General features: G+C 43.4%; 12 protein-coding genes. 1 reads left to right on the forward strand and 11 read right to left on the reverse strand.

Annotation, left to right across the window (positions count from 1 at the left end; genetic code table 11):
- Positions 1 to 79: 79 nt before the first annotated feature.
- The 6 genes from BP27_RS0109815 to BP27_RS15915 all read right to left on the reverse strand — a co-directional run bounded on the left by BP27_RS0109815 (position 80) and on the right by BP27_RS15915 (position 6,570).
- Positions 80 to 1,537, reverse strand: a complete 1,458-nt coding sequence (locus BP27_RS0109815; RefSeq protein WP_036240005.1) for a protein adenylyltransferase SelO — start codon at positions 1,535 to 1,537, stop codon at positions 80 to 82.
- 77 nt (positions 1,538 to 1,614) lie between these two features.
- Positions 1,615 to 2,457 carry a glucosaminidase domain-containing protein gene (locus tag BP27_RS15905; RefSeq protein ID WP_036240007.1) on the reverse strand — a complete coding sequence of 281 codons (843 nt, stop codon included), beginning with the start codon at positions 2,455 to 2,457 and terminating at the stop codon, positions 1,615 to 1,617.
- Between the two features lie 88 nt (positions 2,458 to 2,545).
- Positions 2,546 to 3,508, reverse strand: coding sequence for a M15 family metallopeptidase (locus tag BP27_RS0109825; protein ID WP_027851405.1), 963 nt, complete (start codon positions 3,506 to 3,508; stop codon positions 2,546 to 2,548).
- 126 nt (positions 3,509 to 3,634) lie between these two features.
- Positions 3,635 to 5,545, reverse strand: coding sequence for a molecular chaperone HtpG (htpG, locus tag BP27_RS0109830; protein ID WP_036240009.1), 1,911 nt, complete (start codon positions 5,543 to 5,545; stop codon positions 3,635 to 3,637).
- A gap of 93 nt (positions 5,546 to 5,638) precedes the next feature.
- A complete protein-coding gene (locus BP27_RS15910) occupies positions 5,639 to 6,091 on the reverse strand; it encodes a PaaI family thioesterase (RefSeq protein WP_036240016.1) in 453 nt (150 codons plus the stop codon).
- Complete coding sequence (locus BP27_RS15915; RefSeq protein WP_036240018.1) at positions 6,088 to 6,570, reverse strand: PaaI family thioesterase; 483 nt, start codon at positions 6,568 to 6,570, stop codon at positions 6,088 to 6,090. Before BP27_RS15915 ends, BP27_RS15910 begins: the two co-directional genes overlap by 4 nt.
- 121 nt (positions 6,571 to 6,691) lie before the next feature.
- On the opposite strand from BP27_RS15915, the gene BP27_RS0109845 reads away from it, so the two are divergent.
- A complete protein-coding gene (locus tag BP27_RS0109845; RefSeq protein WP_027851407.1) occupies positions 6,692 to 6,940 on the forward strand; it encodes a DUF2798 domain-containing protein in 249 nt (82 codons plus the stop codon).
- 81 nt (positions 6,941 to 7,021) lie between these two features.
- On the opposite strand, the gene sucD is transcribed toward BP27_RS0109845, so the two are convergent.
- From sucD to BP27_RS0109870, 5 genes are all read right to left on the reverse strand, one after another.
- A complete protein-coding gene (gene sucD / locus BP27_RS0109850; protein WP_027851408.1) occupies positions 7,022 to 7,894 on the reverse strand; it encodes a succinate--CoA ligase subunit alpha in 873 nt (290 codons plus the stop codon).
- Entirely contained in the window at positions 7,894 to 9,060 is a 1,167-nt protein-coding gene (sucC, locus tag BP27_RS0109855) for an ADP-forming succinate--CoA ligase subunit beta (protein WP_027851409.1), read from the reverse strand. The genes sucD and sucC overlap by 1 nt, the downstream gene beginning before the upstream one ends.
- A 135-nt stretch (positions 9,061 to 9,195) precedes the next feature.
- Entirely contained in the window at positions 9,196 to 10,632 is a 1,437-nt protein-coding gene (gene lpdA / locus BP27_RS0109860) for a dihydrolipoyl dehydrogenase (RefSeq protein ID WP_027851410.1), read from the reverse strand.
- A 48-nt stretch (positions 10,633 to 10,680) separates the two neighbouring features.
- Positions 10,681 to 11,871: a 2-oxoglutarate dehydrogenase complex dihydrolipoyllysine-residue succinyltransferase gene (gene odhB, locus BP27_RS0109865; RefSeq protein WP_027851411.1), complete on the reverse strand. Its 1,191-nt coding sequence runs from the start codon at positions 11,869 to 11,871 to the stop codon at positions 10,681 to 10,683.
- Between the two features lie 85 nt (positions 11,872 to 11,956).
- A complete protein-coding gene (locus BP27_RS0109870; RefSeq protein ID WP_027851412.1) occupies positions 11,957 to 14,791 on the reverse strand; it encodes a 2-oxoglutarate dehydrogenase E1 component in 2,835 nt (944 codons plus the stop codon).
- Positions 14,792 to 15,022 lie beyond the last annotated feature (231 nt).

The following is a 15,022-nucleotide window of genomic DNA, read 5'->3' on the forward strand; positions in this document are numbered from 1 at the left end:
TCTAATACCCATAAAAACCAGTTCAGGCATATTGTAACCTACTCGAGCTGCCTTGGCAGGGTATAGATGCTAGGAATTGTTAAGACGAGCAAGATAAGCTTAAGCCTAGCGCCCAATCAGGTACAGAGCCGGTATCTTGGGGTTGTTTTCCCTTGCGTGTAAAGGGCTGACGGAAAATAGCCAATAAACGATTAACTTCTGAAAAATCGCCCTTTTCAGCTGATTGAATAGCTTGTTCTAACAAGTGAGTTCTGGGCAGTACACAAGGGTTAACTTGGGTTAAGGTTTGCTCTACAACTGCTTGGTTAGAAAAGTTTTTGGCTAAATAAAGTTGCCAGTCACTGAGCCATTCTTGCCAACCTCTAGGAAGCTGATCTTGCTTATTTAGCATTAAGCTATTTGCTTCTGTTAGTTCGCCTTCTGCTAAAGCCCTTAATACCCTTGTCCAATCACAACTAGTCAACTCACAAAAATACAAAAAACGCTCGACTAACTGCCAGTTTTCATCTGGGTTAACACCTAGTCTAGCTGCCATGGCCTGTCGATAATGCTTGGTATAATGCTCTGTAAAACTATCTAGCACCTGTCGAATAGCTGACTCGTTACTCAGAGGCAAAAGGGCCTGACCTAAACAAATTAAGTTCCAGTGCACTATAGAAGGCTGACGGTTAAAAGCATAGCGCCCCTGGTCATCGCTATGGTTACCAACAAAACTGGGCTCATAGGTATCTAAAAATGCATAGGGACCAAAATCAAACGTTTCACCTAGAATCGACATATTGTCAGTATTCAGCACACCATGACAAAAACCATAAGCTTGCCACTTAGCCACTAGCAGGGCGGTACGTTCTAGCACTTGGGCTAATAAGCTGGCAGCAGGGTCTTGGGATTCTTGTATTTCTGGGTAATGCTGCTTAATAACAAAATCTAGCAACTGTTTTAAGCCATCTAAATCATTCGTATAGTAAAGGTGTTCAAAGTGACCAAAACGTATATGGCTTGCCGTTAAGCGCAACAGGGTTGTGGCTGCTTCAATGCGTTCGCGGCGTACTGGTTCGCTACTGGTAACTAGAGCTAAAGCACGGGTGGTAGGAATTCCTAAATGAAAGAGTGCTTCGCTAGCTAAAAACTCACGAATGGATGAACGCAAAACGGCTCGCCCATCGGCAAAACGTGACCAAGCAGTTTGCCCTGCGCCTTTTAGATGTAAGTCCCAGACCTGACCTAATTTATTGCGTACTTCACCTAACAACAAGCCTCTTCCATCACCTAAGTCTGGGTTATAGAAGCCAAATTGATGGCCAGCATACTTCATGGCTAGGGGCTGTGATTTTTTTGGTAGCCAGCGCCCTGCCAAAAACTCTATTAATTCTTGCTGATCTTGTTTGCAAAGGTTTAAGTCAATAAGTTGTGCAGCATCAGCACTAACAGCGACTAAGGCTAACTGACCGGCTAAGGGGGTAGGTTTTTTTAACTGATAAAAGCGCTTAGGTAGGTGGGTAAAACGCTTAACAAATTCAAGTGTGTGTAGCTGCATATAAATCCCCAAGGCTATAACCAAGCATATTACTCAACTATAGCGCTTGGGTGATTATTTATAAAGCTAGAAATCAATTATTCCTGCTCTAAAAAGGGGTGTCCAACTTCTTGCATGGCTTGATCAACAAAAGGCGCATTACTATTCATCATGTTAATTAGTTCATCAACATAGGCCTGACCACGCTCTGAGTAGCTCAGTAAACCGGGCGCCAAATCGACACCCTTCACTTCTTTTCCGGCATTAACTAGTTGCTGCCTTAGCTCGCGTAGCTGGCGGTAAGCTCTATGTGTATTGATATTGCGCATATAGGCTTGGACACTCTCTAAAATAGTGGCAAATTTGCGCACCTCATGGTTTTTACCTGCTTCACGCCCAGAAGGTACCAAACCACAACCCTTGCTAAAGCACCACTGACCAAATAGGTTATTACCTTCGCGTGCAAAGCGGGAAGTTCCCCAAGCCGATTCATTGGCTGCTTGCATTAAAACTAAATCTGCAGGTACTTGTTTTACTCGCCTATCTAAAGCTGCCCATTCTTTTTCAGTTAACGGCCACTCCAAGCCATAGTAGCGAACAATTTTTGTCAGGGTTTGCAGATCATTACCAACTAGTTCCTGCCCTTGATCAAGTAGCTGTTTGGCTGCCATTAGCTGCTCACCTTGCCAACTAATGCGTTCGTTTTCATAAAGCACAAGGGGCAGCAAAGTTTTAAAGAAAATATCTTTACGCCAAGGCACATGCGTAATATCACTATAATCTGGCATAGAAGTCAGTGGATTATCTAACACCAGGGTAAATGGCTTTAACTGTGGCTTAGGCTCTAACCACTCATTGATAATGGCAAAGAGCCCAATCAATAAAGAAAGCGCAATAATTAAATGAAAAACTATAGGTGGTTTATTGGGTGCAACTGACATTCAAACATTCCTTTTACTTATTTCATTTCAGGCTTAAGACAAAAAAAACCGGCCCCTTCGGCCGGAATTTTATTACAGAAAATTCTAGTTAGCTGACTTGAATATGCCAAGGCTCATAACGCACGCCAAAGCTGTTATCTGTGGTGTAGCGTATTTCAACAAAACCTAAATCTTGTAAGCGCTTATAAACATCAGTTTCGGCAAAATCATCACTGAAGTTACGGTAACCAAAGCCAACCTTACCTACATCAAAGTCACCTATCGCATGGTAGGAATAACCTGGAGGTGCCAAGGAACGAGAGGCTTTAGACATATTGCCAGCCGATTGCTCTGCTTTTGCTAAGAAGAGGTGCATCTGTTTAACCATGCTACGCACACCTGAGGTAAGCACTAGGTCATCACCCACTTCTTCTAATAACCGATTATAAAACTCTCTTGACTGGCCTTTAAATAAGTAGTGACCTGTTCGCCCTACACTTTCAACGTCTTGTTTAGCTACCTTGCTGGTAATTGTGTCTAAAACACGCTCACCATAAAAGCCATATAAGCGAGCATCTATATGGTAAAGCTCATCTAAAAAATCCATTTCAGCTTGGGTAAACTTGCCTATATCGGGATAATTACGAGCAAACCTTAGTGCTTCATCAAAGGATAAAAGGTTAAAGTTGCCGTGACCCACAAAAGACTGCAAACGATCTAAGCGCTCATAGGCCAAAAGCATGGTGGCGCGTTTTTCTTCAGGCAAGAAGTAGTCATCATCAAATACGCTTTCAAAATAGCGTGTGCGCGTTTCTGCATTACTTGACCCAGACGCAGCCGCCTGAGCAGCCGCTTGCTGGTGTACTTGAGATAAGGCTTCACTGAGCTGAGTAGGTAGAATATCTTCCATACCATGCTGCAGATTAGTGGCTGCCCACTGACCCTGTAAAGCACCCATACCGAAGCTTTTTTGTAATTTATCGGTCAAGTTAACTTGACGCAATACCGAACCACTACCTAGGGCAACAAAACCTGATAGTGACAAGGCTTTTAAAAGTGTTCTGCGATCCACTACTCGCTCCATCCTAACTAATCATTATGATGTGTAATAAGTGAACTTTACCGACAGATAGCAAGTGTGTCCAGAATAACTACAAAAAAGCCCGGTTATTAGCCGGGCTTAGGTAGTTTAAGGCATTTACTTGCTTGCTAACTCTAACAACAAGCGGTTCAGCCTTTGTACAAACTGACCTGGATCTTCAAGGCTTTCACCTGCTGCTAGTGCAGCCTGATCACACAGCAAGGTAGCTAAGTCTGTAAAGTTAGCCTCTTGCGCTTCAGCTTCTAAACGCTCAACTAGAGGGTGGCTAGGGTTAATTTCTAGAATGGGTTTGCTATCAGGTAACTGTTGACCTGAAGCTTCTAGAATTTTACGCATTTGTAAACCTAGATCATCTGCACCTATCACCAATACAGCAGGCGAGTCGGTTAAGCGAGTTGAAACACGCACTTCGCTTACTCTATCTTCCAAAGATTTTTTAATGCGCTCTAGTAAATCTTTCTTGGTTTCTGTTGCTTCTTCTTGGGCTTTTTTATCTTCTTCACTATCCAGTGAGCCTAGGTCTAAATCGCCGCGTGCAACATCCACTAATGATTTGCCATCAAACTCATTTAGGTGACTCATTAACCATTCGTCAATACGGTCCGTTAAGAGTAAAACCTCTATGCCTTTTTTGCGGAAAACTTCTAGGTGAGGGCTAGATTTAACCTGTGCCAAGCTTTCACCAATAAGGTAGTAAACTTTATCTTGGCCTTCTTTCATGCGACTTACATAATCTGCAAGACTAACACGCTGTTCATTTTGCTCGGTAGAGCTAAAGCGTAACAAGCCAGCGATGCGCTCACGGTTAGCAAAATCTTCACCTGGGCCTTCTTTAAGCACCTGACCAAACTCTTTCCAAAACTCATAGTACTTGTCTTGGTCATCAGCCATTTTATCTAGCAAGCTTAGTACACGCTTAGTCAGTGCAGACTTCATGCTATCGATTTGCGGGTTTTGCTGCAGAATTTCACGCGAAATATTCAGCGGCAGGTCTGATGAGTCAACTACACCTTTAATAAAGCGTAGGTAAAGCGGTAAAAACTGTTCTGCGTTATCTAAGATAAATACACGTTGAACATAGAGCTTTAAGCCACGCGGTGCTTCACGCTGGTATAAGTCAAAAGGTGCACGCTTAGGAATGTAGAGAAGCGAAGTATATTCTTGCTTACCTTCAACTTTGTTATGACTCCAATCTAGTGGGTCTTCAAAGTCGTGAGCAACGTGCTTATAAAACTCTTGGTACTCTTCATCTTTAATTTCATTTTTACTGCGTGTCCAAAGTGCATTGGCTTTATTGATGGTTTCCCATTCAACGGCAGTCGCTTGGTCTGCTGCCTCTGCATCGTCACCCTCCACTTCTACGTCTTTTTGTAGCTGAATGGGTAGGCCAATATGATCTGAATATTTTTGAATAATGTTACGTAGACGATGACCACTAGCATATTCTGTGGCATCTTCTTTAAGACTAAGGGTAATCTGAGTTCCACGACTAGGCTTATTAATGGCTTCAACGGTAAATTCGCCATCACCTTTTGAAGTCCAACGTACACCTTCTTCAGCCGCCACACCTGCTTTACGTGTTTCTACGGTTACTTCATCTGCAACAATAAAAGCTGAGTAAAAACCGACACCAAATTGACCAATTAAACCAGAATCTTTTTTCTGATCACCTGTTAGCTGCTGTAAAAACTCTGCTGTACCCGAGCGAGCAATGGTACCTAAGTTAGCTATGACATCATCACGGTTCATACCTATCCCGTTATCTTCTAGGGTTAGGCTGTTGTTTTTTTCATCAAAACTAATCTTTACTTTTAGGTCTGGGTCTTCCTCTAAAAGCTCAGGCTTGGCAATCGCTTCAAAACGTAGTTTGTCACAAGCATCTGAGGCATTAGAGATTAGCTCACGCAAAAAGATTTCACGATTAGAATAGAGTGCGTGCACCATTAGGTGCAGTAGCTGCTTAACTTCTGTTTGGAAACCGAGTGTTTGTTTTTCTGCCTGACTCATTATCAGCGAACTCCTGAGCATCAAGGTTAATGTATTTAAGTGATGCTAGTTTAATGGGGTCTAGGCAAAAAAATTCAAGGCTAATTGTTAGAACTAGATTTCAGGCCAAATTAAGTGAGCACGCGCTAAAGCAATAGGTTCAGCTTCTCTATCACCCTGCCAGGCTGTGATGGACACATTAACCACTCGCTTACCTAAACGGCCTAACTCGCAACGCGCATAGGTTTTCTCAGTGCGTGCTGAGCGTAGGTAATCAATTGAGAAGTCAATTATTTTAGGAATTCGTTTTCCTTGGGTATAGGCCATAACATTTAAAATAGCAGCGGTTTCCAAATAGGCTGCTACCACGCCACCATGCAAAGCAGGTAATAATGGATTACCAACATTTTCTGACTTGGGCTGTAAAGTAAATATTAAGGCATCTTCCTTATCTTCTGCTTCCACGCCGATTAAACGTGCATAAGGAATCATTGCTAACCAAGTATTAACCTCCTTGGCAGATAAGTGGTCTCCTAGTTTTCCAGGCTGCAAATCACTTTCATTCATGCTTTTGTCTCCTGAGTAAGCCCAAAAATCTGCTCAGCAAAACCCTTAGGTGTTCGCTCTGCACCTAGGCGCATAAAAGTACCTGTACCTTTACAAATAGGCTTAGCTTCATCTTGCCAAATTAAACCTTCAGTAAAAACAATTTGCCTTGCTAGGTGGGTTACCTCTGCACGGCAATAGATTTTTTTACCTACCTTGGCTGCACGGTAATGATCCATTCTTAAGTCTACCGTTGGGCATACTTCTGGTTCTGGTGAAGCAATAACCGCAGCTGAGCCACAAGCGCTATCCATTAGCACACTTAAAACTCCACCATGAATTAAACCTTCTTCTTTATTACCCAAAAAACGCTCATCACCTTCTATGGAAAGCACTAGGTGAGTTTCGCAAACAGATTCAACCTGCATGTTTAGCTGTTTGCAGTGAGGGATTAAACTCATAAAGCGGCTTATCCCATGTTTGAGTTGCTCGTTAGTCATTTTTTATACCAGCTAAGGTGGTTACAAGAGTGGCTATTGATTGCATAGTAGAAATGCATTGTACAAGCATAAATTTTATTAGGTAAAATAAGCAAAAGCTAAACTAAACTTGGAGTTCAGTATGATTTTTCCTGCTAAGTACGCTAGGTATGTATTTTCTACAGTCATGTCACTTTACATGGTTACCATTATGACCTGCGTAATAACTATAGTTAACACTGGCTATGAAGGAAACTTTATTGCGCGTTGGTGGCAAGCCTTCTACATTGCTTGGCCGATTGCCTTTGTGCTTATTTTAATTGGTGCACCGCGCCTTCAGTCTTTTGCAGCACGTTTAATTAAAAAACCTACTTCTGCTGCTAATAAATAATAAGCACTTTTTATTAGCTCAAAAAAAACCGCCTGCTTTTAAGCAGGCGGTTGGTAAAGCTAGAAATAATTTAGCCAGAACTTACCAGCCAGTTACTTCTTTTAATGCGCTTCCGATATCAGCTAAAGAACGCACAGTTTTTACACCTGCGTCTTCTAGTGCTGCGAATTTTTCATCTGCAGTACCCTGACCACCAGAAATAATTGCACCAGCATGACCCATACGCTTACCAGGAGGTGCAGTTACACCAGCAATGTAAGAAACAACTGGCTTGGTTACATTAGCTTTAATGTAAGCCGCTGCTTCTTCTTCTGCAGTACCACCAATTTCACCGATCATTACAATCGCTTCAGTTTTGGGGTCTTCTTGGAAAAGCTTAAGAATATCGATAAAGCTTGAACCTGGAATAGGGTCGCCACCAATACCAACACAAGTAGACTGACCAAAGCCTTGGTCGGTAGTCTGCTTAACAGCTTCATAGGTTAGTGTACCTGAACGCGATACAATACCTACTTTACCTGGCTGGTGAATTTGTGCAGGCATAATACCAATCTTACATTCGCCAGGAGTAATAACACCTGGGCAGTTAGGACCGATAAGAACAACACCTAGCTCATCACACTTAACTTTACATTCGAGCATATCCAAGGTTGGAATGCCTTCTGTAATGGCAACAATTAACTTAATGCCAGCGTTAGCAGCTTCTAAGATAGAGTCTTTACAGAAAGGAGCAGGAACGTAGATAACAGAAGCATCAGCACCTGTTGCTTCTACAGCATCTTTAACAGTGTTAAAAACGGGTAGACCTAGGTGAGTTGTACCACCTTTACCAGGTGTTACACCGCCAACCATTTTAGTACCGTAAGCAATTGCTTGCTCTGAGTGAAAAGTACCTTGACCGCCAGTGAAACCCTGACAAATTACCTTGGTATCTTTATTAATTAATACGCTCATTATTTGCCCTCCGCCGCTTTAACAACTTGCTGAGCTGCATCCGTTAGGCTGGTGGCCGCGATGATGTTTAGACCGCTTTCAGCCAATTTTTTGGAACCCAGTTCTGCGTTGTTACCTTCAAGGCGGACAACAACAGGTACTTTAACGCCAACCTGTTCAACAGCACCAATAATACCTTCAGCAATCATATCGCAACGTACGATACCACCAAAAATATTAACTAAAACTGCTTTAACATTTTCATCTGAAAGAATAATTTTGAATGCTTCTGCAACGCGCTCTTTGGTAGCACCGCCACCCACGTCTAGGAAGTTTGCTGGCTGACCACCGTGGATATTAACGATATCCATAGTACCCATAGCTAGACCAGCACCGTTAACCATGCAACCGATGTTACCATCTAGTGCAACGTAGTTAAGTTCCCACTTAGCAGCATCAGCTTCACGCTCGTCTTCCTGGCTAGGATCACGCATTTCTTGTAGGTCTTTATGACGGTACAAGGCGTTACCATCGATAACTAACTTAGCATCTAGGCAATGTAGGTTACCTTCGTCAGTTACAACCAGAGGGTTAATTTCAAGTAGTGCTAAATCTTTATCTGTAAACAGTTTAGCAAGGCCTAAGAAAATCTTAGTGAACTGCTTAATTTGTTCAGGATTAAGGCCTAGTTTGAAAGCTAACTCACGCGCCTGGTAAGGCTGTGCACCTACTAGAGGATCGATAATAGCTTTAAGAATTTTTTCTGGTGTTTCTTCTGCAACAGTTTCAATGTCTACACCGCCTTCTGTAGAGGCCATGAAAACGACACGACGTGTTGCACGGTCAAGAACAGCACCTAGATAAAGTTCATTGGATATATCTGTGCAGTTCTCAACTAGAATTTTGCTAACAGGCTGACCATTGGCATCAGTCTGAAAGGTTACTAGGTTTTTACCTAACCACTGCTTGGCAAACTCACCTGCTTCGTCAGCAGATTTAATAAGCTTTACACCACCAGCTTTACCGCGTCCACCAGCGTGAACTTGAGCCTTAACGACCCACATATTGCCGCCAATTTTTTTACAAGCTTCAACTGCTTCTTCCGGTGTATCTACAGCATAACCGGTGGAAACTGGAAGACCGTATTCGGCGAACAGTTTTTTACCCTGATATTCGTGCAGGTTCATATTTTCAATGCCGTTTTATATTTGTTACTTGTGATCTTGATACACCCAACTAAACGCCAGTGGTAACTAGCAACCAAGTTGGGTGTATCCCCCGTAGGCTATCGGTAAGACAGCCTACAAACTTTCGCTGATAAATCAGCGCTTCTTACGATTAGCCATGTGAATGGCATGACCATCCACGGCCAGTGCAGCTTCATGCACAGCTTCAGATAAGGTTGGATGCGCAAAGCACATCAAGGCCAAATCTTCTGCCGAGGATGCAAATTCAAGCGCAATAACACCCGTGTGAATTAGTTCACCCGCATGCTGGCCAAAAATATGCATACCTAATACACGATCTGTTTCAGCGTGAGCTAAAATTTTAACCATACCTTCAGTTGAGCCATTGGTCATAGCACGACCGGCTGCTGCAAAAGGAAACACACCCGTTTTATAAGCAACATTGGATGCTTTCAACTCTTCTTCGGTTTTACCAACAGCGGCCACTTCTGGGAAGGTATAAATAACGCTAGGAATAGCGTCGTAATTTACTTCTGCTTTACGTCCAGCAATAAGATCAGCTACAGCAACACCTTCATCAGATGCTTTGTGCGCTAGCATAGGGCCACGAACCGCATCACCTATAGCATAAACGCCAGGTACTGAAGTACGGCAGTTATCATCAACAAAGATAAAACCACGCTCATCTAAAGTTACGCCTGAGTCATCTGCAAGCACACCTTGAGTGTAAGGCTTGCGGCCTACACAAACGATTAGTTTATCAAATACTTTTTTGTGTTCGCCCTTAGCATCAGCAAAGGTAACTTCTACTTCTTTACCTTTAACTTCAGTGGCAGTAACACGCGCGCCTAATTCAATTTCTAGGCCTTGCTTGGTCAGTGATTTTTTCACTTCTTTAGCAATTTGCTGGTCTACAGAAGCTAGGAAGGTGTCCATTGCTTCGAACACTGTTACTTCTGAACCTAAACGACCCCAAACAGAACCTAGCTCTAGACCGATAACACCACCACCAATAACACCCAAACGCTTAGGTGTTTCAGTGAAGTCTAAAGCGCCAGTTGAATCAACAATAAGGCCTTCAGTTAAAGGTGCAGGTGGAATTTCTACCGGTACAGAACCAGAAGCAACAATGACATTTTCTGCTTCCAATACTTGGCTTTGACCATCGTGACCGACTACTTCAACTTTTTTACCCGCTAATAGCTTACCTGTACCTTCAAAAGAGGTAACGCCGTTAGCTTTAAACAGCATGGCAATACCGCCAGTCAGCTGATTAACAATTTTGTCTTTACGGCCAACCATCTTTTTAACATCCATGCTGATGCCTTTGGCTTGAATACCAAAATCATCAAAATCATGGGAGGCTTCGTGAAACTTATGGGAAGCTTCTAGTAGTGCTTTAGAAGGAATACAACCCACGTTCAGGCAAGTACCACCAAGTACACTTTTACCTTCTTTGTTGACCCACTTTTCTACACAAGCGGTTTTTAGGCCAAGCTGTGCAGCGCGAATGGCAGCAACATAACCACCAGGGCCTGCACCAATTACTACAACATCAAATTTGTTAGACATCTTTACTGTTCCTGTTTCAGAGTAGCAGGATTAATACACTTCCAGACCTTATACATCCAGCAAAATACGTGCTGGGTCTTCCAAGAGTTCTTTGATAGTCACAAGGAATTGTACAGCATCTTTACCATCAATCATGCGGTGATCATAAGAGAGTGCAAGGTACATCATTGGACGAATAACCACTTCACCGTTGATAGCCATAGGACGCTCTTGAATTTTGTGCATACCTAAAATGGCCGTTTGTGGTGGGTTGATGATAGGCGTAGACATTAACGAACCAAAAACACCACCGTTAGTAATGGTAAAAGTACCACCTTGTAAATCTTCGATACCAATTTTTCCATCACGGCCACGCTGACCAAAGTCTGCAATGGTGCCTTCGATATCAGCTAAGTTCATGGAATCGCAATCGCGCAATACTGGAACCATTAAACCGCGAGCTGTTGAAACAGCAACGCCTATATCTTGGTAACCATGATAAACAATGTCTGTTCCATCAATAGAAGCGTTCACATCAGGGAAGCGTTTTAGAGCTTCAGTTGCTGCTTTAACAAAGAAAGACATAAAGCCTAGACGAACACCATCATGACGCTTTTCAAATAAGTCTTTGTACTGTTTGCGCATTTCCATAATGGGTTTCATGTCGACTTCATTGTAAGTCGTTAACATGGCAGCCGTTTGTTGAGCTTGAACTAGACGCTTAGCAATGGTTTGGCGCATGCGACTCATAGGCACACGTTTTTCAATGCGCTCACCTGGCGCGACATTCACTTCTACTGGTGCAGCAGCAGACTTGGCAGCAGGCGCACTTGGGGCATTCATTACGTCTTCTTTAGTAATTAAACCACCTTTACCACTACCTTTAATCTTAGCAAGGTCTAGGCCTTTTTCTGCTGCTAGTTTACGTGCTGCAGGTGCAACGCGCAGGTCACCAACCACTTCTGCTTCTTCTGTAGCAGCGGGAGCTTCTTCTTTAGCTGCAGGAGCTGCTGCGGCAACGGCACCTTCTTTAATTTTTGCTAACAGTTGCTCAGAAACAACCGTTTCACCTTCTTGTGCAAGAATTTCTTCTAGAACGCCATCTACAGGTGCGGGTACTTCTAAAACAACTTTATCAGTTTCGATATCAACCAAGATTTCATCACGGGTTACTGCTTCGCCTGGCTGCTTGTGCCAGGTTGCAACACTGCCCTCAGCCACTGACTCAGGGAAAGTTGGAGCTTTAATCTCAATAGCCATATTATGCCCTATCCTACTTATTCTTGTATTTCGGGTCTAAATTAGACCCGAAAGCTAAAGTGTATTTTCTGCTAGCTAGCGAAGACTAAGCTTCGAAAGCATCAGCAACCAAGCGATTTTGCTGTTCTACGTGCACACTAACATAACCTGATGCTGGTGCTGCAGAAGCAGTACGACCAGCAAAACTAAACTGTTGATTAAGCTCAGGTTTAATTTGATTAAGTACATTGCGCATGTGGTGTTGACTAGAGTACCAAGCACCCTGGTTTTGTGGTTCTTCTTGACACCAAACCACTTTTTCTAGGTGAGCATACTGAGCTAGCTCTACTTCCAAGTCTTTTTCTGGGAAGGGGTAGAGTTGCTCAATGCGTACAATTGCCGTGTCATCACAACCTAGCTCTTCACGCTTAGTCACTAAGTCATAATAAACTTTACCACCACACAAGATAACTTTCTTAACCTTCTTCGCTTCTAGGTTGCCTTTGTCACCTATGATGCACTCAAAACGACCATTGGCTAAGTCTTCTAATGTAGACGTTGCATCTTTATGGCGTAGTAAGCTTTTAGGTGACATAACGACTAGCGGCTTACGAAGAGGACGTAAAGCTTGGCGACGTAGGAGGTGGAAAATTTGTGCAGGTGTAGTTGGCGTACAAATCTGCATATTGTGCTCAGCACAAAGTTGCAAATAGCGCTCTAAACGTGCAGAGGAGTGTTCAGGCCCCTGCCCTTCATAACCATGAGGTAGTAACATGGTTAACCCACACAAACGACCCCATTTAGTTTCGCCAGAAGAGATAAACTGGTCGATAACTACCTGAGCACCATTAGCAAAATCACCAAACTGAGCTTCCCAAATAACTAAAGCATCTGGCTTAGTTGTTGCATAGCCATATTCAAAGGCTAGTACAGCTTCTTCAGATAGGAAGGAATCATGAATAATGAATTTACGCTGATTAGGCTTCATGTTTTGTAGCGGAACAAACACACGACCATCATTAAAGTCATGTAAAACAGCATGACGGTGTGAGAAAGTACCACGCCCAACGTCTTGACCGGTAATGCGAATTGGCAAGTCTGCATCTATAAGTGTTGCGTAGGCTAAAACTTCGGCAAAGCCCCAGTTAATAGCCATAGCGCCGGCTTGCATTTTTCGACGGTCTTCATAGATTTTTGAAACTTGACGCTGCATCTGAAAACCTTCAGGAACTTCGCACATTTTACCAGCAAGTTCTTGAAGCTTTTTCATCTCGACACTGGTGTCGTATTCAGCAGTCCATTCGTGACCTAGGTAGGGCGTCCAATCAACAAATAAAGCTTTATTAGGTTCTTTAACTAAAGAATTAGCAACGTGCTGACCGTTATCTAGCGCGTCACGGTAGTCATCACTTAGTTGCTTATCTTCTTCAGCGGTTATCAAACCAGTTTCAACCAACTGTGAACCGTAAATTTTACGAGTGGTTGGGTGCTTAGCAATTTTTTGATACATCAGCGGCTGAGTACCGGATGGCTCATCTGCTTCGTTATGACCACGACGACGGTAACAAACCAAGTTAATGACCACATCACGCTTAAACTGCATGCGGTAATCAACAGCAACCTGAGTAACGTGCAACACAGCTTCTGGGTCATCGCCATTCACGTGAAAAATAGGTGCAGATACCATTTTTGCAACATCAGTACAGTATTCAGAAGAGCGTGTATCTTCAGGTTTTGCCGTAGTAAAGCCAACCTGGTTATTAATAACGATATGAATAGTACCGCCAGTCTTATAGGCACGGGTTTGAGACATTTGGAAAGTCTCCATTACCACACCCTGACCAGAGAAAGCCGAGTCACCGTGAATTGAGATAGGTAGCACTAGCTCGCCTTCTGTATCGTCACGACGATCTTGGCGTGCACGTACCGAACCTTCGATTACGGGTGAAACAATTTCTAGGTGAGACGGGTTAAAAGCCATGGCTAGGTGAACTTCACCGCCCTTGGTCATCACGTTAGATGAAAAACCTTGGTGGTATTTAACATCGCCCGAACCTGACTCAATAACAATTTTTCCGTCGAATTCTTCAAATAGCTCTGCAGGACTTTTACCTAGAATATTAACTAGGGTATTTAAACGCCCCCGGTGAGCCATGCCTATTACAACTTCTTTCACGCCATAAGAACCCGAGCGCTGGATGATTTCATCCATAATAGGAATATAAGATTCACCACCTTCTAAACCAAAGCGCTTAGTGCCTGGGTACTTAGAGGCTAGGTAGTTTTCTAAACCTTCCGCAGCCACTAGGCGCTCTAACAAGTGCTTACGCACTTCAGGGCTAAAGTCTGGCTTGGATCGAACGGATTCAAAGCGTTGCTGCAACCAGCGTTTTTCTTCCGTGTCGACTATGTGCATAAATTCTGCACCGATAGTGCCACAGTAGGTTTGGCTAATTGCTTCGTGAATTTCGCGCAGCGTTGCTTTTTCTTTACCAATAAAAAGCGAACCTGTTTGGAACTCCTGATCTAAATCATCGTTACTCAACTGATGATAGCTTAACTCTAGATCAGCAATTGCCTTACGCTGCATTAAGCCTAGTGGATCTAGGTTAGCTTGTTGGTGACCGCGAAAACGGTAGGCATTGATCAGCTGTAGGACTTTAACCTGCTTTTTGTCGCTCAGGCTATCGCCACCACTACTGGCAGTGCGTGAAATACGTTGACGGGCCAAACGGGAGAAATGATCGCGAACAGGCGCTAAAGGAAGATCCTGCGCTGATGCGCCTTCCGGACGGGGGAGCTTATTGAAATACTCACGCCACTGCTCCGGTACGGCGTTAGGGTCGTTAAGATACTCTTCGTAGAGTTCTTCGATATAGTGAATATTGCCCCCATAAGTATGAGAGGAATTCCACATCAACTCCATGCTGCCTTCTTGCATTCTGTTATCACCCTGCATGAAGGGGAGTCCATTCGCTTTGACCACTGAATCAAATAATACTCAGTTCCCCTGGCCGCTGCGAACAAACGGGGAAAACCCGTATCCCCTGATGGTTACTAAATTATAGTCAGAAGCCAGTGACCTGCACTGGCTTCGTCTTGGGTATTGTACCCCACTGACAGAAAAACAGACAGTGGGTGGCACAGGGTTTTATTCAAGACTTTCGGCTTA

This window comes from Marinospirillum insulare DSM 21763 (assembly GCF_000686905.1).
In the GTDB taxonomy this organism is placed as follows: Bacteria; Pseudomonadota; Gammaproteobacteria; order Pseudomonadales; family Halomonadaceae; genus Marinospirillum; species Marinospirillum insulare.

What these genes read in the sequence shown, in the direction of transcription:
- BP27_RS0109815 (WP_036240005.1), bottom strand. Translation starts at nt 1,537, where the DNA reads ATGCAGCTACACACACTTGAATTTGTTAAGCGTTTTACCCACCTACCT.
- BP27_RS15905 (WP_036240007.1), bottom strand. Translation starts at nt 2,457, where the DNA reads ATGTCAGTTGCACCCAATAAACCACCTATAGTTTTTCATTTAATTATT.
- htpG (WP_036240009.1), bottom strand. Translation starts at nt 5,545, where the DNA reads ATGAGTCAGGCAGAAAAACAAACACTCGGTTTCCAAACAGAAGTTAAG.
- BP27_RS15910 (WP_036240016.1), bottom strand. Translation starts at nt 6,091, where the DNA reads ATGAATGAAAGTGATTTGCAGCCTGGAAAACTAGGAGACCACTTATCT.
- BP27_RS15915 (WP_036240018.1), bottom strand. Translation starts at nt 6,570, where the DNA reads ATGACTAACGAGCAACTCAAACATGGGATAAGCCGCTTTATGAGTTTA.
- BP27_RS0109845 (WP_027851407.1), top strand. Translation starts at nt 6,692, where the DNA reads ATGATTTTTCCTGCTAAGTACGCTAGGTATGTATTTTCTACAGTCATG.
- sucD (WP_027851408.1), bottom strand. Translation starts at nt 7,894, where the DNA reads ATGAGCGTATTAATTAATAAAGATACCAAGGTAATTTGTCAGGGTTTC.
- sucC (WP_027851409.1), bottom strand. Translation starts at nt 9,060, where the DNA reads ATGAACCTGCACGAATATCAGGGTAAAAAACTGTTCGCCGAATACGGT.
- lpdA (WP_027851410.1), bottom strand. Translation starts at nt 10,632, where the DNA reads ATGTCTAACAAATTTGATGTTGTAGTAATTGGTGCAGGCCCTGGTGGT.
- odhB (WP_027851411.1), bottom strand. Translation starts at nt 11,871, where the DNA reads ATGGCTATTGAGATTAAAGCTCCAACTTTCCCTGAGTCAGTGGCTGAG.
- BP27_RS0109870 (WP_027851412.1), bottom strand. Translation starts at nt 14,791, where the DNA reads ATGCAAGAAGGCAGCATGGAGTTGATGTGGAATTCCTCTCATACTTAT.